Annotated in this window: 10 protein-coding genes; all 10 read left to right on the top strand. The window is 35.8% G+C overall.

Features of this window, described 5'->3' with window-relative positions; all coding sequences use genetic code 11:
* Positions 1-108: 108 nt before the first annotated feature.
* The 10 genes from BXY75_RS13070 to BXY75_RS13120 all read left to right on the top strand — a co-directional run bounded on the left by BXY75_RS13070 (position 109) and on the right by BXY75_RS13120 (position 19,776).
* Positions 109-1,062, top strand: coding sequence for a calcium/sodium antiporter (locus BXY75_RS13070; protein ID WP_121908209.1), 954 nt, complete (start codon positions 109-111; stop codon positions 1,060-1,062).
* A 400-nt stretch (positions 1,063-1,462) separates the two neighbouring features.
* Positions 1,463-3,649: a glutamine synthetase III family protein gene (locus BXY75_RS13075; protein ID WP_121908210.1), complete on the top strand. Its 2,187-nt coding sequence runs from the start codon at positions 1,463-1,465 to the stop codon at positions 3,647-3,649.
* A 454-nt stretch (positions 3,650-4,103) separates the two neighbouring features.
* The gene (locus BXY75_RS13080; RefSeq protein WP_121908211.1) at positions 4,104-5,102 is read left to right on the top strand and encodes a hypothetical protein; all 999 of its coding nucleotides are present in this window, start codon (positions 4,104-4,106) and stop codon (positions 5,100-5,102) included.
* Positions 5,103-5,760: 658 nt separating this feature from the next.
* Positions 5,761-7,362, top strand: a complete 1,602-nt coding sequence (locus tag BXY75_RS13085) for a beta strand repeat-containing protein (RefSeq protein WP_121908212.1) — start codon at positions 5,761-5,763, stop codon at positions 7,360-7,362.
* 549 nt (positions 7,363-7,911) lie between these two features.
* Positions 7,912-9,621, top strand: coding sequence for a beta strand repeat-containing protein (locus BXY75_RS13090; RefSeq protein WP_121908213.1), 1,710 nt, complete (start codon positions 7,912-7,914; stop codon positions 9,619-9,621).
* Between the two features lie 541 nt (positions 9,622-10,162).
* A complete protein-coding gene (locus BXY75_RS13095) occupies positions 10,163-12,082 on the top strand; it encodes a beta strand repeat-containing protein (RefSeq protein WP_121908214.1) in 1,920 nt (639 codons plus the stop codon).
* Positions 12,083-12,416: 334 nt separating this feature from the next.
* Positions 12,417-13,595: a hypothetical protein gene (locus tag BXY75_RS13100; RefSeq protein WP_121908215.1), complete on the top strand. Its 1,179-nt coding sequence runs from the start codon at positions 12,417-12,419 to the stop codon at positions 13,593-13,595.
* A 587-nt stretch (positions 13,596-14,182) separates the two neighbouring features.
* Positions 14,183-15,178 (top strand): hypothetical protein, encoded by a 996-nt coding sequence (locus tag BXY75_RS13110; RefSeq protein WP_121908217.1) that lies wholly within the window; start codon positions 14,183-14,185, stop codon positions 15,176-15,178.
* A gap of 376 nt (positions 15,179-15,554) precedes the next feature.
* A complete protein-coding gene (locus BXY75_RS13115) occupies positions 15,555-18,026 on the top strand; it encodes a hypothetical protein (protein ID WP_121908218.1) in 2,472 nt (823 codons plus the stop codon).
* 244 nt (positions 18,027-18,270) lie between these two features.
* The gene (locus tag BXY75_RS13120; RefSeq protein ID WP_121908219.1) at positions 18,271-19,776 is read left to right on the top strand and encodes a hypothetical protein; all 1,506 of its coding nucleotides are present in this window, start codon (positions 18,271-18,273) and stop codon (positions 19,774-19,776) included.
* Positions 19,777-20,140: the final 364 nt, after the last annotated feature.

Here is a 20,140-nt window from a genome sequence, read left to right on the forward strand (position 1 = left end):
TATATTGTGTCAGATCGTACATAATTTCGTTAAACGGAGCCAAAATCCATAAGTTGCGGCTCGCAAATGGTAAATCAAATCTGTATATTCGCAGTCTTAAATTAGTATATGAGTTTACTTTTTATATTTCTGGGATTGATCTTATTAGTAGTAGGAGGTGAGTTTTTGGTGCGTTCTTCGGTCGCTTTATCCTTTAAATTGCATCTATCCAAGATGGTTATCGGACTTACTGTGGTATCTTTTGCGACATCAGCTCCGGAATTGCTAGTGAGTTTACAGGCGGCATTAAACGGATTTAGCGATATATCTTTGGGAAATGTAATTGGATCTAATATTGCCAATATTGGACTTGTACTTGGAATTACTGCTATCATCACACCTTTGTCGATTGATAAGGATTTTTATAAGTTCAATTGGCCGGTGATGATGCTACTCTCAATAGGTCTTTACTTTATATTAAGGACGGGATTGGAAATAACCAGAGGAGAAGGGGTTGGACTTATCGTTATTTTAGGAATATATCTTTATCTCCTAATTAGTAGAGCTAAGAAGCAACGTAAAACAAAACCGGTAGATGATAGTGTTGATGATGGCTTATCAATGGCATCTAATTTTAAAATTTTTATTTGGTTACTTATAGGTGGAGTTGCACTTTATTTTGGTAGTCAGTTGTTGGTGACAGGAGCTGTAGATCTTGCCCAGGCCATGGGAATTAGTGAGCGTGTAATTGCCGTTACGATGATCGCAATTGGGACTAGCGTACCTGAACTAGCAGCTTCGGTAATAGCTGCCTTGAAAAAAGAGAAGGCAATTTCATTAGGAAATCTAATTGGATCCAACATTTTTAATATTGCTTCAGTACTTGGACTTACTGCTATTATTCAGCCCATTGCGGTTAAAAGTTCGGAAATTTTATCCAATGATATCCTCTGGATGTTAGGTTTTGCAGCCATCCTTATTCCGTTTGCATTTCTTCCGAAGCGATTCGAAATAGGCCGTATTAAAGGGATAATTATTGTCGTAGCCTATGCTGTCTTTATTAGCCTGGCGTTTGCGGGTTAGATGCTAGAAGAAAGACGAAAGACGTAAGAAGATAGATGTAAGACAAAAGGCACTAGATGCTAGACTTTAGGGGTAGAGCTCGATATTAATTTGGCATTACTCTCGATAACTTTTTGGAAATGCTGTTTTTCATACTGACCACTGACCACTGACCACTGACCACTGACCACTGACCACTGACCACTGACCACTGACCACTGACCACTGACCACTGACCACTGACGATTATTTCAATTTCAACGTCAGATTCAACTTCGAATTCATTTTTTATCCATAATTGGGGGGTCTATCTTAAATAATATGTAATTTTTAACAAGTTGTTGATAAAAAATAGGGGGTGTAATGAAAAAAGATATATTTTTGCGATGTTTAAAACTAAAAACACTTAAAAAGTACTACTATGTCCACATTAAGATTTTATGCCGTCAAGGAAACCCTAAAAAGAAAGACAGTCCATGTTGTAGAACCGGAACGTCGTTCAACAATTTTCGGATCAAATGTATTCAATCAAGATTCAATGCGACAATACCTTACAAAGGATTCGTTTCAAAGCGTCATGGGTGCTGTAGATAAGGGGTCAAAGATTGAAAGACATATCGCAGATCATATATCTACCGGTATGAAAGAATGGGCCATTTCAAAAGGTGCCACACATTATACACACTGGTTTCAACCACTTACTGGGGCAACGGCAGAAAAGCATGATGCTTTTTTCGAAACTATGGATAACGGACAGGCAATCGAAAAATTTGGTGGCGGACAATTAGTACAGCAAGAGCCGGATGCTTCAAGTTTCCCGAATGGGGGAATACGTAATACATTCGAAGCACGTGGTTATACCGCGTGGGATCCAACATCTCCAGCTTTTATCTACGGAACAACACTATGTATTCCTACTGTGTTTGTTGCCTATACCGGTGAAGCCTTGGATTATAAAACTCCATTGCTAAGAGCGCTACAAACCATTGATAGTGCCGCAACAGCAGTGGCAAAATATTTCGATAAAAATGTAACGAAGGTGAATGCGACTTTAGGTTGGGAGCAGGAATATTTCCTAATCGACAGTGCATTGGCAGCCTCTCGCCCGGATATTGCCTTGGCAGGAAGAACGCTTTTAGGACATACATCGGCCAAAGGTCAACAATTAGATGACCATTACTTTGGTTCTATTCCAGCACGTGCACTTAATTATATGCGAGATCTGGAAACCGAATGTATGTTACTTGGTATTCCAGTGAAAACTCGTCACAATGAAGTGGCTCCAAACCAATTTGAATTAGCTCCTATATTTGAAGAAACCAATCTTGCAGTTGACCACAACTCCTTATTAATGGATGTAATGAGCAAGGTGGCAGATAGACATCATTTTAAGGTGTTATTTCATGAAAAGCCATTTGCCGGAGTTAACGGAAGTGGAAAACACAATAACTGGTCACTTGCTACTAACACAGGAGTCAATTTATTAGGCCCGGGGAGCACACCAATGAAGAATCTTCAGTTTTTAACCTTCTTTATCAACACCTTAAAAGCGGTTAATGAGCATGAAGAGTTGTTAAGAGCATCTATTGCCAGCGCGAGTAATGATCACCGTTTGGGTGCAAATGAAGCTCCGCCGGCTATTATTTCGGCCTTTATTGGTTCGCAATTAACAGCAGTGCTGGATGAATTAGAAAAAGTAACCAATGGAAAACTTTCTCCTCAGGAAAAAACAGATCTTAAGCTGAATGTAGTTGGTAAAATTCCTGAAATATTATTAGATAATACCGATCGTAACAGAACTTCTCCTTTCGCCTTCACAGGAAATAAATTCGAGTTTAGAGCAGTAGGTTCTACAGCTAACTGTGCGAATCCGATGACTATACTAAATGCTATTGTTGCTAGGCAATTGATGGACTTTAAAGAAAAGGTCGATGGTTTGATCAAGGACAAAAAGATGAAGAAAGACGATGCGATTTTTAATGTGCTTAGAGAGTATATTAAAGATTCAAAACGTATTCGATTTGAAGGTGACGGTTACGGAGAGGCCTGGGAAAAAGAAGCTAAAAAACGCGGATTGAGTAATAATAAGACTACTCCTTTAGCTTTGAAAGCTAAGGTGTCTAAGAAAACCATTGCATTATTCGAAGGGCTTGGCATTATGAGCAAGGTCGAAATGGAGGCGCGTTATGAGATCGAATTGGAAGAGTATGCAAAAAGAATCCAAATAGAAGGACGTATCCTTGGAGATATTGCTAGAAATCATGTAATTCCAACAACTATTCGATATCAGAATATATTGATTGAAAATGTAAAAGGTCTAAAAGATATTTACGGAAAGGATTTCAAAAAATATGCTAGCGAGCCAATGAGACTTATCGAGTTGATAAGTGCTCATATAGAATCGATTAATTCGGATATTACAAATTTAATTGAAGCGCGTAAAAAAGCGAATAAAATCACCGATACCGAGAAATTAGCAATTGCATATTGTGATGATGTAAAACCTTTCTTTGAGAAGATTAGATACCACTGTGATAAATTAGAGTTGTTGGTTGACGATGAACTTTGGCCATTGACTAAATACAGAGAATTGTTGTTTACGAAGTAGTATTTTAAACACAATTAGTACCATCAAGGGCTTTCTTCGGAAGGCCCTTTTTTTGTTTTCACTTCGGAAGGCATTCCGAAGCCAAACAAATCTAGACTTAGATCAAAATATTTATTTAAATATATAAAGTGGGATTTTTGTGTATTTCAAAGATAATTTGAGTCGTTATATCGTCAAAACCTGCTTTTTGAACGCTTATACCAAGTTGATTCTTAGATAAGTGTGCGAATACGAGTATACACGTATTGATTGCTAAGTGATTTTTCACGTTATTTATCACATTCAAAAGAAGACAACAAACCTTCACTTCTTATTACTACCCCACAGATGTTTTTTTAAGTAGCCTTCACATTTAAATGAGAGGCTTGCATACAGCTTTCCGAAGAGATTCAGAAAAGATGTTTGAATATATAATTTAACAAGAAAACCAATATTAACCTTTTATTTTAAACTTATGAGAAAAGTGATTTTAAGCGCTGCGGCGCTAATGTGCGGATCTTTAATGATGGCACAATTTAATGTGAGTGATGTCAATTCTGTGGGGAACGGAAATTCTTCAATGGTGTCACAAACAGGATTATCTAATGATTCTGATGTAGATCAGATTGGAAACAACAATGGTTCGACAGTTGCGCAGTCTGGTATTACAAATACTTCAGTGGTAATTCAAGGGTTCTCTAGTGACGGTAACCTGAGTGATGTTGCACAAACCGGTGATGATAACGATTCTTTTGTATGGCAGGATGGCGATAGTAATGGAAGTTCTGTAATTCAAAACGGTGATGATAATGATTCGTATGTGGATCAATGGGGAGATTCTAATAACAGCGATGTAGATCAAATTGGAAATCTAAATAGTTCTACAGTATTGCAAGGCTATGGTCCTGGCAACAGCAATTTTAGTGATGTTTTACAACAAGGTAACCGAAACGATTCTGATGTTCTTCAGGATGGGGATGGAAATTTTTCTGTAGTTTTTCAAGTAGGTAATAGAAACGATTCTGATACTAATCAAATTGGAAATGGGAATAGCTCTACTGTCATTGAGGTTGGTAATAGAAATACGTCTACCGTTGATCAAACTGGAATAAGCAATTATGCATATCTAGTTCAGGATGGAAACAACAATGTATCGGATGTAGATCAAATAGGAGATTTAAACTATTCGGCTGCTTTTCAAACCGGAAACAGAAACAGTTCTGTTGTTTTACAGGATGGTGTTTTAAACTTCTCTTATGTAACTCAGGACGGTAATGACAACATTTCAGATGTATCTCAAGATGGATTCGACAACGATTCTAATGTAGATCAAAATGGTCCACGAAATGATAGTATGGTAAATCAACTAGGTGATTTTAATACAAGTGATGTAATGCAAACAGGTAATGACCATGTGAGTACTGTAAACCAAATTGGGAACAGTAATGGTTCTACAGTTACACAAAGTAACTAAACAACTAAGTAACTTCATTAACCAGATTATTCGGTTAAAATCAAGGGCTTTCTTCGGAAGGCCCTTTTTTTGTTTACTTCGGAAAGCCTTCCGAAGTGAAACAAATTATTTGACTATTTAAGATGTTTAAATTTGAAATTATTCGAACCAATTGGTTCTTTTTTAATAAAAAGTCCTTCACCAAATAGCTGTTTTTGTTTAGTTTTTACCTTTAAAAGCTTAAACATTTAAGATTTATAGAAAGATTAACATATGCTTAAAAATGAGGATTCGGAGTAGTTCGACGTTTATTTAATTCAGAATAACTGCCATTTTAAAAAATATTACTCAGTGTTTTCCTACAAGACGAAAATAATAATGTTACAGGCCATTGAGTGATGTAAAAGTGACCATTATTTTTTGCATATTTGAACTGTTTTTAATCCTAATCTCTGAGGGATTTAAAAACAACTAACAAAAAACATCAGTTCTTTTTATCTCACATTACTGATAGAAATTAATCTTGATAAAACCGAAGATTAGTTTTTCTGAAAACTTTCGATTTATCCCCACAAATTAGAAATGAGCATAACTATGTTCAATTTTTAAAGAATTCTATTGCTCAATCCGAGTTGTAGGGAATATTAATTAATGTCTAAATATTAAAAAAAAAGAAAGTATGAAAAAAGTAATGCTAAGTGCTGCTGCACTATTTTGTGGAACAATTATGTTTGCTCAAATGAACACGAGTGATGTAACCCAACAAGGAAATGGAAATGGTTCATCTGTGAATCAAACCGGAAATTTAAACGATTCGGATGTGCTTCAGAGAGGTAACACAAACACTTCCGATGTAGATCAAACTGGAAACAGAAATGACGCAACCGTTAATCAGGGAGATTCCAGAACAACTTCAGCAAATGGAAACAATAACGATGCGACTATTTTGCAAACAGGAAATGACAACGTTGCAATTACCAATACTGTTGGGAACAACAACACAGTTTCACAAACTCAGGATGGTAACAACAACCTTGCGAATGCAAAACAAGGTAATGTAAATGCAATCTTCGGAACGATTTTTCAGGTTCAGAAAAGCAACAATAATGAGATCGATCAAAACCAATTAGGTAATGACAACGAAGCTCAAGCAAATCAGGGGAGCGGAACAGTAGGTGGAAACCTTATCGATCAGGATCAATTTGGAGATAACAACCTTGCTACTGGAAACCAGAATTCTGGTGCTGCTAGAAACTTAATCACTCAATTGCAAACGGGTAATGATAACACTGCTTTTGGACAACAAGGTTCAGGGGGTGGTATTAACACCAATGATAACGTAATCACTCAAACACAAACAGGTGATTTCAACAATGCGGAAGCAAGACAATTGATCACAACGACCAATTCTACGGCAACGCAAACACAGTTAGGAGACTTCAACGATGCAATATCTCGTCAGCAAGGAAATAACAATAATGCTACTCAAACGCAAACTGGAGACCTGAACAATGCGAATAGCAATCAGGATGGAACATTTGCAGGAACAAGTTTCGACAATGTAGTAGTTCAGACTCAAACAGGAGATGGAAACGATGCAATGGTACACCAGAGAGGTGCTATGAATAATTCTACCGAAACTCAGAATGGAGATGATAATGATTCGGATGTAATCCAAAGAGGAAATTCAAACTTCTCGAATGTATTACAACAAGGAGTTATGAATACTTCTTCTGTTTCTCAAATTGGTGACGGAGATTTTTCAGTTGTTTTTCAAGTAGGAGACGATAACCTTTCAGATACTAATCAGAATGGAAATGGAAACAGTTCTACAGCGATTCAAGTTGGAAATATGAATGATTCGGATGTGGATCAAATAGGAACAAGTAACTACGCTTACTTAGTACAATCTGGTAATAACAATGGATCTATAGTAAATCAGAATGGAACTATTAACTATGCAGCCGATTTCCAAACTGGAAATGATAATACATCAGATGTTGATCAGGATGGAAATCAAAACTTCAGTTATAGTTTTCAAACAGGTAATGCTAACAATATTTTGATCACTCAAAATGGTTCGTTAAACAGATCTAATGTAGATCAAACTGGAAACGATAACAATGCAGTATTAAGTCAGATGGGAACTGGGAACATTTCTGATGTAGACCAAATGGGGAATATGAACGTTAGTATGACTACTCAAACAGGAGATAATCATATGAGTACTGTTAACCAAAATGGAAACATGAATAGTTCTATGGTGAGTCAGAGTAACTAATTCTTTGTTTTGGATTGATAATGACTAGTTGTGTAAGCTAGTTGAACTAAAGGGCTTTCTTCGGAAGGCCCTTTTTTTGGTTACATCGGAATGCTTTCCGAAGAGAAGAAAACTGTTAGAATTTAAACCACTGAATTTTAAACAACAACAAATTATTAAAAATGATTACATATCTGAATACAAACTGTTTAAGTTTATTTTTAACAAAATTTTAACATTTAATCGAAATTACGGTTTTCGTGTATTTAATAGATTTTTTTTACATTCTATCGTAAAAAATGACATTTTAGTATGTCTTTACTCATAAAAGACTAGCTAAATTCTTGAGTACGTGTTATTACGTATTGCCTCTTAAGATAATTTTAACGTTATTTGAATTATTCAAAAGAAGAAATCAAACCTCACTTCTTTTATCTACCCCACAGTTTTATTAGTATTAAGTATACCTCCTCTATAGAATAGGATGCTGTATGCTATTTTCTGATGTAATTCAGAAATTAAATTCGTAAATCAATTAGTAACCAATATTAATATTTAATTCAAACAATTATGAAAAAAGTAATGTTAAGTGCAGCAGCCATCATGTGTGGGGCAATGATGTTTGCGCAGGGCAACACAAGTTCTGTCAATCAAATTGGAGCCGGAAACGGATCCTTAGTCTCTCAAACGGGAGCAACAAACAATTCTACTGTAGATCAGGAAGGAAGTAGCAACGACAATGATGTTGCTCAGAATGGAATTTCTAATCAGAGTGATGTAGATTCAAGAGGTGACGATAACGAAACTGATGTTATCCAAAATGGTAACAATAACAACTCATCTATTCACCAAGGGTTTGGTACTTCTACAGTTGAGAACGATAGAAATGAATCTAGCGTAACTCAAAATGGAAACGGTAACCTTGCTCATAATGACCAATACACCGGTGCTGGAGGATCTGACGATAATGACTCAGATATCACCCAAACTGGTGATGCTAACGTTGGTTTTAGTATCCAAGTAGGTGATTTTAATGATTCTGACCAAGATCAAACGGGTGATAACAACAATACCTATGTTTGGCAAGAAGGAGATGATAATACTTCAGATGAAGACCAGGTTGGAACTTTAAACGATAGTGATACATACCAAATTGGTAACTTGAACTTTTCAAGAGTTGATCAGAACGGTTCTAATAACAAAAGTAATGTAGACCAAAATGGAGATAGTAATTCTTCTCAGGTACTTCAAGGATACTTTGGTGCCGGTGGGAATGATCATATTAGTGATGTAGATCAGTCTGGAAATGGTAACTCTTCATTTGTTGGACAAGATGGAACTGCAAACAACTCTGATGTTGATCAGGTTGGAGATGACAACAACTCTTTTGTTGCTCAAATCAACCTACAAAACATTTCTACCGTTGCACAAACAGGAGATCGCAACAATAGTACTGTAATACAACAAGATGGTGCTGATAACGAAAGAAATAATAGTGCTGTTGCACAAACTGGTGATGATAACGGTAGTTTTGTAAACCAAGATGGGAATGATAACATTGGTTCTGTAACTCAGGATGGTGATTTAAACATTAGTACTGCAGATCAGATTGGGAATTTAAATAACTCTACTGTGTTGCAACAAGGAACTTCTAACAACTCTGATGTAAATCAGAATGGGGATTCTAATAGCTCACAAGTGTATCAAGGAGGTTTCTTTGAAGCAACTAACAGTACAAACGGAATTTCATCGGTTACACAAAATGGAGACAGTAATATCTCTGTAGTTGGACAATATTTAGATGCTAACGTTTCAGATGTTGATCAAACAGGTAATGGTAACCAAAGTTATATGTACCAAAGAGGTAACAACAACAACTCTAACGTTGATCAGATTGGTGATGGTAACTGGTCTTATGTAGCTCAAGGATATACTGGTAATAATAATACTAGTACTGTGTTAACAACTGGAGACAATAACTTTTCTAGAGTTGAGCAATACTTTAATTCAGATGATAACGATTCAGATGTTAACCAACTAGGTGATAACAATACAAGTTTTGTAAAGCAACAAAATGGAGCTGATAACACTTCTGATGTAGATCAATTAGGGGACGATAACAATAGTTCTGTGAACCAGGATGGTGACATGCACATGAGCACTGTAATGCAAGACGGAAACTTGAACATGAGTGATGTTATGCAATCTGGTAACAACCATACTAGTACTGTTACTCAATTAGGAAACAGCAATGGTTCTATTGTTACTCAAAGTAACTAAGAGATGGATATATAACCGAGTCATTCGGTAATGATGTAAGGGCTTTCTTCGGAAGGCCCTTTTTTTTGTTTACTACAGTCATTTTTTCCGAAGTAAAAGAAAAGAATTGCCATAATTCTGAAGCTCAATTTAAAGCTGATGGCGGATTATTTTAATATGAAACACTATTGAAGAAGAACAGCTTACTCTTAAATATTAACACAATTTTAACTTTTGACGTTTTTACGATAATCACACACTTAATAGGTGTTTTTTACCATAAATCGTAAAAACGACGGTTTTTGTAAGTGAAAACTGAAAAATCTTCATCTTTTTAAACCTCTACGTGTTATTACGTATTGACTCTTAAGATAATTTTAACGTTATTTGATTGATACATAATAAGTTGCCAAACCTTACCTTTTATCTACCCCAGAGTTTTATTAGTATTAAGTATACCTCCACTATAGAATAGGATCCTGTATGCTATTTTCTGATGTAATTCAGAAATTCAATTCGTAAATCAATAAGTAACCAATATTAATATTTAATTCAAACAATTATGAAAAAAGTACTATTAAGTGCAGCAGCCATCATGTGTGGGGCAATGATGTTTGCACAGGGCAACACAAGCTCTGTCAATCAAATTGGAGCCGGAAACGGATCCTTAGTTTCTCAAACGGGAGCAACGAACAATTCTACAGTAGATCAGGAAGGAAGTAGCAACGACAATGATGTTGCTCAAAACGGAATTTCTAATCAGAGTGATGTAGATTCAAGAGGTAACGATAACGAAACCGATGTAATCCAAAATGGTAACAACAACAATTCAGCTATCCACCAAGGTTTTAGTACTTCTACAGTTGAGAACGATAGAAATGAATCTAGCGTAACTCAAAATGGTAACGGAAATATTGCTCACAATGATCAATATACTGATGCTGATGGATCTGATGATAACACATCAGACATTAACCAAATGGGTAACAGCAACATAGGTTTTAGCATCCAGGTTGGAGACAATAATGACTCTGATCAGGATCAAACAGGTGACAATAACGATACCTATGTTTGGCAAGAAGGAGACTTCAATGATGCTACTGAAGAGCAAACTGGAGATAATAACCAAAGTGATACTTACCAATTTGGAGACGACAATAGCTCTGATATGGAACAAGATGGTATGAGTAACATTTCTACTATTAACCAAAATGGAAACATGAACGACAACGATGTGCGTTCTATTGGTGATAATAACAATAGTGATACTGACCAGAATGGAGACAATAATGATAGCGATACACGTCAATATGGAAATGACAACGTAGCTTCTACACTTCAAAATGGTAACAATAATGATGCTGATAACCACCAAGGTTTTAGCAATAGTAGTGATGGTAACGATCGTAACATGAGTTCTATAGCACAAACTGGTGATAATAACGATGCGCATACAGATCAGTACGATACTGGAGCCGATAGTGATGATAATAATAGTGCTGTTGTTCAAACTGGTGACGATAATGAAAGTGATGTGCGTCAGCGTGGTGATTTCAACGGTTCTACTGTAGATCAAGTTGGAAATAATAACGATTCAAATGTTGTTCAAGAAGGAGATGATAATACTTCAGATGAAGATCAAACAGGAGATGACAATGATAGTGATACAGACCAAATAGGGATGATGAACTCTAGTACTATGTCTCAAATAGGGAATATGAATGTAAGTGATGTAAACCAACAAGGTGATAATAATATAGCAGCTTTAGACGCAGAAGGAAACGGTAACAACTCTGATGTAGACCAATTTGGAATGGGTAACTCATCTGAAACTGACCAATTAGGAAATGATAACGAGTCTGACGTATTACAAAATGGAGACAACAACAGTGCTACAACATGGCAAGGGCTACGTGGTACTTCTTCTGAAGATAACGACCGTAACAAGTCTGCTATTACACAAACAGGTGATGGTAACGCTGCTGGTGTATTCCAATTGTTCTCTATAGACGGAGCAGATGATAACGATGGTGCAATTACTCAAACAGGTGATAGTAACGTAGGTATTATACAACAATCTGGAGATTTAAACATCTCTACTATCGACCAAGTAGGTGACAACAACTATAGCCGTAACAATCAGATTGGAGATTCTAACACTTCAGATGAAGACCAAACAGGTGATGACAATGTAAGTAATACTAACCAAGGTGGTAATATGAACTCAAGTACCATGGCTCAATCTGGGAATATGAATACGAGTGATACGTACCAATTTGGAGATACAAACACAAGTACAGTTGCTCAAACTGGTGATGATAATATTAGTGATGTAGATCAAAATGGTTTCGATCATACTAGTTCTGTTATCCAATCAGGTGACATGAACACTAGTACTGTTCTTCAAACTGGAAACAACCATGGAAGTATGGTGAACCAAATTGGAAACAACAATGGTTCTACAGTTACACAGAGTAACTAAGAGACATAAATAACCGAGTCATTCGGTTTTAATAAAGGGCTTTCTTCGGAAGGCCCTTTTTTTTGTTTACTTCGGAAGGCTTTTCCGAAGTAAAAACAATAATTTCAATGTAATATACGTGTAAGTACGTATTGTTTTTTAGGATATTTTTAACGTTATTTGATTGATTCATAATAAGTTATCAAACCTCTCCTCTTTTTTCTACCCCACACTAATATTACAAAGTAACCTCCTGGAAAGGTTCTTATATGCAGTTTTCTAATATCATACAGATTTTCTGCTTTCATGTGTAAATCAATTAAGTAATCAATATTAACCTTTAATTCAAACTATTATGAAAAAAGTAATGTTAAGTGCAGCCGCCATCATGTGTGGGGCTTTGATGTTTGGGCAGGGCAACACAAGCTCGGTCAGTCAAACCGGGGCTGGAAATGGATCCTTAGTAACTCAAATAGGGCTTACTAACAATTCTGATGTAGATCAGGTTGGTAACTCGAATGGTTCTACTGTTTCTCAAGACGGAACCGACAATAATTCAGATGTAGATCAATTGACCTTTTCACTGGGAGCTAGTGATGATAATACGAGTACCGTTACTCAAACAGGTATATCGAACGATTCTTTCGTTTGGAATGACGGAGACGACCATGAGAGCACTGTAACTCAAACTGGAGACGATAACTATTCTTATGTAAATCAATGGGGAACTAACAGTACGAGTAATGTAGATCAGAATGGAGATGATAACACTTCTTTTGTTTGGCAACATCAAATTACTAACGATCACATAAGCGATGTATTCCAGGATGGTGATGATAACTATTCAGATGTATTTCAAGTTGGAGGAGATGCTAATAACTCTACTGTTTTACAACAGGGAGACGATAATAACTCTAATGTAGATCAAATTGGAAACATGAACAACTCTCAAGTATATCAAGGTGGATTTTTTGAGGCGACTAATAGTACTAATGGAATTTCAACGGTTTTACAATCCGGAGACAATAATATTTCTGTAGTAGGCCAGTGGTTGGATGCTAACATTTCTAATGTTAATCAGTCTGGAAATAGTAACCAAAGTTATGCATATCAGAGAGGTAATGACAATAATTCTGATGTAGATCAAATAGGTGATGGTAACTGGTCTTATGTAGCTCAAGGATATACAGGTGATGACAATACAAGTGTTGTATTGACTACCGGAGATAACAACTTCTCTAGAGTTGAACAATACTTTAATTCAGACGACAATGACTCTGATGTAAACCAACTAGGAGACTTTAACGACAGTTTTGTAAAGCAACATGATGGTATGTTGAATACTTCAGATGTTGACCAATTAGGTGATGGTAACGATAGTTCTGTTGACCAAGGTGGTGACATGCATATGAGTACTGTTTTACAAGATGGTGACTTAAACAATAGTTCTGTTTCTCAACATGGAAACAACCATGTAAGTGGTGTAAGCCAACTTGGAAATGGAAATGGTTCTGTGGTTATTCAAAGTAACTAAACAACTTTTAATACCGAACTACTCGGTAAGTAATATAGGGCTTTCTTCGGAAGGCCCTTTTTTTGTTTACTTCGGAAAGCTTTCCAAAGTAAAACATATAAAGTGTACGATCAAACTGAAATTTATTGAAGTTGAATCATGCCTTGTAATTCACAAGAAATTCTGGAATGAAAATGATTCGGATTATTTTAATTATAAATTTTTAATCTACTTCTCCTCAATTGCAAATAATAATTTACATATTCCTAAAGGAGAGGTCTTTAGCTATTTAATTTTGTTGCATTATTAAAGCCCGAAGGAGTTGTTTTATAGTTTCTTTTTCACGATATTTGAGGAAGTATTTGAAAATTCTATTGATTAATGCAGTATTTTGGCGATTCCAGTAAGAATATTCGAATAAAGAACCTACCTAAGATTCACGATTAACAGAATATCATTTCCCCATTTGAATTGTTGAAATTAGTTTTATGATTAAATGAAATCCCATAAGATTTCTTCCCCACAGTTATTTCATGTTGATTAAGTATTTTTCTCTTTAGCATTTTTCAATCAATCATATAAAGGTTTATTAATTTAAATTTCAAGCTATGAGAAATGTGATTTTGAGTTTTGCGGCTCTTATGTGCGGTTCTTTAATGATGGCACAGTTCAATCAAAGTGATGTGAATTCAGTTGGAAATGGAAATGGTTCTACTGTCACTCAAACAGGTTTGACTAATAATTCGGACGTAGATCAATTTGGAAATTCCAATGATTCCGAAGTAAGTCAAAATGGTACAAGCAATACTTCTACAATGTTGCAGGGTTTCTTAAGCAACGATAATATAAGTTCAGTTTCTCAATCGGGAGTTACGAATGATTCCTATGTTTGGCAAGATGGAGATACCAATACATCTGATGTAGATCAAACAGGAAATAATAATGTATCCTATATGGAGCAATGGGGAAATTCAAATACCAGTGATGTAGATCAGTTGGGCGACGATAACATCTCTACAGTTTTTCAAGGATATCCTAATGATAACAATTTCAGTAGAGTATTACAACAAGGAGATTTAAATGATTCTGAAGTACGCCAGGATGGGGATGGAAATTTTTCAGTAATGTTTCAGGTTGGCAACAGAAATGAATCTGATGTAAATCAATTTGGAAACGGCAACAGTTCTACCGTTGTTGAAGTTGGAAATAGAAATGATTCAGAAGTGGACCAAACCGGGATAAGCAATTATGCCTATTTGGTTCAAGATGGAAACCGAAATATCTCAGATGTAGATCAAATGGGTGATTTAAATTACTCTGCGGCCTTCCAAACCGGGAACCGCGACGAATCTACTGTTAGTCAAAATGGAATTTTAAACTTTTCGTATGTTACTCAAGATGGAAATAGACATATTTCATCTGTAAATCAATTTGGAGATAATAACGACTCAGATGTCGACCAGGATGGATTGCAGCAAACGAGTATGGTAAATCAAAACGGAAACGATAATACGAGTATGGTTACCCAAGCGGGAAATGATCATAATAGCATGGTCAATCAGGTTGGAAACAATAATGGTTCTAATGTGAATCAAAATAATTAATCTTGTTTGGATTAATCAAACTAGTTGCATAAGCTGGTTGAGTGAGGGCATTCATTTGAATGCCCTTTTTATTTGCCATTATTTGATGTACAATCCTACATTAAAATTTCTAGATTTTTAACGAAGCTATTATTTTTTTTCAGATATTTGATAGTAAGCTGAATAGCAATAGCTTATGTAACTTCTTTTTAAAGAATATTCTCCTTAATATTCAATTGTAGCAAACTTCAAATCCCTATTCCATTGTATCCCTGCGGCATTTTAAAATAACATGCTCAATGGAATTATACTGAATGTATATCATATCACTATTTCTAAAGAGATAGTGATTATAAATATTATCTCAATTTAGTATAAATCTTAAAACTATATCATTATGAAAAATGTTTTTTTAGGCGTGACCGCACTATTAATTAGTGGTTTTATTTACGCACAGGATCAAGGTACTGCAGATCAGCAAGGAAATCGGAATAAATTAACCGTCCAACAGCAGGGAGAAAATAATACTTTCGATGTTATTGAAAATGGTAACGATAATGATTCGTCAATATCACAAAATGGAGTTTCCAATGATGCTACTATAGACAAGAGTAGTCCGTTATTATACAAAAGCCATCGCAATGTCAATGATATTTCCCAAACAGGTGACGACAATACCGCCAATATTTCACTAATTGGAGATGATAACAATTCTTCAATAATTCAGGAAGGCGATCGTAATACTTCCAGTATTGGAAGTGCTGCAGGTTCACCAAAGAGTAATAACAATGTTAGTAATATAGGTTCCTCGGGTGATGATGGTGTTTCATATATCGATCAAAATGGGAATAACAATACTTCAAGAATTTCTCAAAATGGAAATGGTAACCGATCGAAAATTGATAAGGCCACGCCATTGTTGTATAGAAGTAGTGGGAATAGTGACAATATTGGTCACTCGGGAGAAGATGGCGTTGCGGCTATTACCATAGTAGGAAATAATAATAACTCATCTATTGAGCAGGAAGGTGATCGCAATACTTCCAGTATTGGAAGTGCCTCCGGATCACCAAAAAGTAATAACAACGTCAGTAATTTAGGTTCTTCAGGTGAAGATGGTGTGTCTTACATCGTTCAGAATGGAGACGATAATACTTCGCGAATCACTCAAAACGGGAATAGGAATCGAGGAGGAATTGATAAAGCCACGCCATTGCTGTATAGAAGTAGTGGGAATAGTGACAATTTAGGAAGTTCGGGAGATGATAACGTTGCAACAATTTCTATAATAGGAGATGATAACAATTCTTCAATTGAGCAGGAAGGCGATCGTAATACTTCCAGTATTGGAAGTGCTGCAGGTTCACCAAAGAGTAATAACAATACTAATAATATAGGGCATTCCGGTAACGACGGAGTGGCAAATATTGTTCAAAATGGTAATAACAATAATTCTAGAATCACTCAAAACGGGAACAGGAATCGAGGAGGAATTGATAAGGCTACACCTTTATTAGGTCGTAGTTCTGGTAATACTGACATCATCTCTCAAGATGGAAGAAGAAATCAGGGTAGTATTTCAATTATTGGAGACGATAACTATTCAGAAATAAATCAGAACGGGAGAAGAAATCGAGGAGGAATTGATAAAGCTACTCCTTATTTATTTAGAACATTTAGTAATTCTAATACCAATGTGATCTCCCAATCGGGAAATGACAACGTTGCGGAGACCACTTTAGACGACAGTGACGAAAATACTATCACAACCACTCAAACCGGTAATAGTAATAGAAGAAGAGTAGAGGTCTTAAAAAGTAATAAACAAGGAGATCCCGGAGTGCAGTTAGGGAACAACAATGATATTTATAATCAATATGAAGGAGATGATAATTTTCTTGCTACAACACAAATTGGTAATAATAATACTTCGAACGCTATTATTGTTGGAGATGGAAACGAAGCAGAGGTGACACAAATTGGTGACCATAATACTACAAATATGAGTGTAAGAGGTAATAAAAATTCTAATCCAATGTATCAGGAAAGCGGAAATAATGGGAGTAGTGTGCTTTATGAGGGAAATGGTAATAATAACATAGGAGGGATTTCTCAATACGGAGATGGTCATGACGCTGAATTTACACAAGCGGGTAATTTTAATACAGGTACCATTCAACAAGGAAGCCGTAATGGTGAATTAGTTGCTCATGAAGCAGCACATGTTGTACAGCAAGGAAAAAGGAATGTAGTAGATGTAAACCAATCGGGTGGAGATAATACAGTAGATGTTTTTCAGCTGGGAGATGATAATGATACCTCTACAGATCAAGCAGGTAGAGAGGGAACCATGGAGGTTTATGGTTTTGGCAACTCAAATACTGCAACCATGCAACAACAGGGAGATACAAATTTTGCAATACTGCTTCAATCTGGCAACCATAATACGGCAGAAATAAGTCAGAATGGAAACGGCAATTCTTCCGAAGCTATACAAGAAGGAAACAATAATGAATTGTTTATCTCACAGATTGGTGATGGGAATACTACAGTAAGTGAGCAAATTGGAAATTCGAATAAAGCGACTCATTCTTCGTATGGTGGTGGTGGTGGTGGCCGAATTGCCATAGTTCAACGTGGCAATTTTAACGATGGTAATGTTTCACAAACTGGAGATGCCAACAATGCCGACTTGTTACAAGAAGGAAACAGGAATACATCTACATTGCAACAAAACGGCGATGAGAACTTAACAACGATGTCGCAAAATGGAAATCGTAATGCAATGAATGTTATGCAGAATGGAAATAATGGGGTTTATAACTTAAATCAGACAGGTAACGGAAACACTATGGATATACAAAACTAACTAGCATAAAACAGAACAATATTTCATGTTGTTTTGGAATGCACGATGTTATATGCAATATGAATATTGTAACATCGTGCATTTTTTTGGTTTGATACATTATTCCTATAGTTTGTTACATAATTAATATCCAGAGTATTAGATTCAGTATAGATTTGTCTCATCTTTCTTTTAGCTCCGAGAATTTCCCTGCTCTTCAGAATAAAAGAGAATTAAAACAATTTCTAACTAAAACTTTTTAATTATGAAAAAATTGATGTTTAGTGCAGCAGCACTAATGTGTGGAACTATGATGTTTGCACAATTTAACACGAGCAACGTGAACACTGTAGGGAGTGGAAACACCTCTTCTGTTTCACAAATTGGATTACTTAACGATTCAGATGTAGATCAGTTAGGTGACAACAATGACTCTGATGTGAGCCAGGACGGAATTCTAAATGAATCTCAAGTTCTGCAAGGACCATCTAGTAATGGTAACACAAGTGATGTGGACCAAACCGGTAATTTGAACTATTCTTTCGTGTGGCAAGATGGTGATAATAACGACAGTACTGTAAGTCAAATCGGAGACAATAACTACAATTACACCGATCAATGGGGTGATGCCAATATTAGCGATGTCTCTCAGTCTGGGAACAACAACGAATCTGAGACTTTTCAGTATTCAAATATGAACATTAGTGAGGTGACACAGGTAGGTCTTTTAAATGATTCTTATGTGTATCAGCATGGTGGAGACATGAATATATCTGAAGTATTACAAGGAGGTACTAATAATAACAGTATTGTGGACCAAGACGGTAATATGAATGATTCATTTGTAATTCAAGGATTTGGTGGAGACAACAACATCAGTGATGTAGATCAGAACGGGGATATGAATATATCTTATGTCGATCAATGGGGTGATTCCAACAACAGTGATGTAGATCAAGATGGAAATATGAACATATCTACTGTTTTTCAAGGGCAAATCGGTGACTTAAACATTAGCACTGTTGATCAGGATGGAAATATGAATATATCTGCAGTAAACCAAACTGGGAATATTAATGATTCGGAAGTTTTGCAAGTAGGTGATGCCAATATATCTAATGTTGAGCAAACAGGAGATAATAACGACGCACAAGTGCATCAAGGTTTCGTTGGAGGTCTTAATAATGATTTTAACTCTGCTTCTATTATCCAAACAGGAAACTCTAATTTCGGTCATATCGATCAGCATTACAATGTAATTGATGACTCAGACTTTAATATTTCGGAGATGGAACAAATTGGAGATTTAAACTTCGCTTACAACTGGCAAGATGGTGATAATAACCAATCGTATATGTTGCAGGATGGTGATTTAAACTTCAGTGATGTTGAACAACACGGAAATAATAACTATTCAGATGTTGGTCAGTTAGGAGATTCAAATATAAGTACCGTTGATCAAGATGGAAACAACAACATTTCTCAAGTGTATCAAGGATATTTTGGTGACAATAACCTAAGTGATGTAGATCAAACAGGTAACGGAAACCAACAATATACAGCTCAGGTTGGAGATGATAACGATTCAGATACAGATCAGGTTGGTGATGGTAACTTTTCTTACACTTGGCAGCAAGGATTCCAACACTATAGTCAAGTTCTACAAACAGGGAACAATAACGATAGTGATACCCAACAGTATACAAACAACAACACTAGTTTTGTAAATCAGTTAGGGGACAATAACAGTTCAACTGTATTCCAGAATTAAGGATTAGTTTGGTTACTAAATAAGTTGAATAGGTAGAGGGCATCTTTTAAAGGTGCCCTTTATATTTTTGGCTTATTCTTCGGAAATGGTCGCATAGTGGTTGATGCTTCGGAAGTAACTGAAGCAAGAAATAATAGCGCTGCATACTTAGTGATGTAGAATCGTCTGAAGCGAACAATGATTAATTTGTAAGTGCATAATTCTTTCCGAAGAGAAAAATTGAAATAAATCTCACTCTAAATCATTGAATTTTAGTCTATTGAAGCAGGTTTTAGAAAATAAATGAAAATTTAACGTTTAGAACTTCAGGCTGTAAGAGTTCTTTGACTTATAAAGCTAGCGTTTAATCTAAATTCGGGGATAA

This window comes from Ulvibacter antarcticus, assembly GCF_003688405.1.
GTDB lineage: Bacteria > Bacteroidota > Bacteroidia > Flavobacteriales > Flavobacteriaceae > Ulvibacter > Ulvibacter antarcticus.

What these genes read in the sequence shown, in the direction of transcription:
- BXY75_RS13100 (WP_121908215.1), top strand. Translation starts at nt 12,417, where the DNA reads ATGAAAAAAGTAATGTTAAGTGCAGCCGCCATCATGTGTGGGGCTTTG.
- BXY75_RS13095 (WP_121908214.1), top strand. Translation starts at nt 10,163, where the DNA reads ATGAAAAAAGTACTATTAAGTGCAGCAGCCATCATGTGTGGGGCAATG.
- BXY75_RS13115 (WP_121908218.1), top strand. Translation starts at nt 15,555, where the DNA reads ATGAAAAATGTTTTTTTAGGCGTGACCGCACTATTAATTAGTGGTTTT.
- BXY75_RS13085 (WP_121908212.1), top strand. Translation starts at nt 5,761, where the DNA reads ATGAAAAAAGTAATGCTAAGTGCTGCTGCACTATTTTGTGGAACAATT.
- BXY75_RS13075 (WP_121908210.1), top strand. Translation starts at nt 1,463, where the DNA reads ATGTCCACATTAAGATTTTATGCCGTCAAGGAAACCCTAAAAAGAAAG.
- BXY75_RS13110 (WP_121908217.1), top strand. Translation starts at nt 14,183, where the DNA reads ATGAGAAATGTGATTTTGAGTTTTGCGGCTCTTATGTGCGGTTCTTTA.
- BXY75_RS13090 (WP_121908213.1), top strand. Translation starts at nt 7,912, where the DNA reads ATGAAAAAAGTAATGTTAAGTGCAGCAGCCATCATGTGTGGGGCAATG.
- BXY75_RS13070 (WP_121908209.1), top strand. Translation starts at nt 109, where the DNA reads ATGAGTTTACTTTTTATATTTCTGGGATTGATCTTATTAGTAGTAGGA.
- BXY75_RS13080 (WP_121908211.1), top strand. Translation starts at nt 4,104, where the DNA reads ATGAGAAAAGTGATTTTAAGCGCTGCGGCGCTAATGTGCGGATCTTTA.
- BXY75_RS13120 (WP_121908219.1), top strand. Translation starts at nt 18,271, where the DNA reads ATGAAAAAATTGATGTTTAGTGCAGCAGCACTAATGTGTGGAACTATG.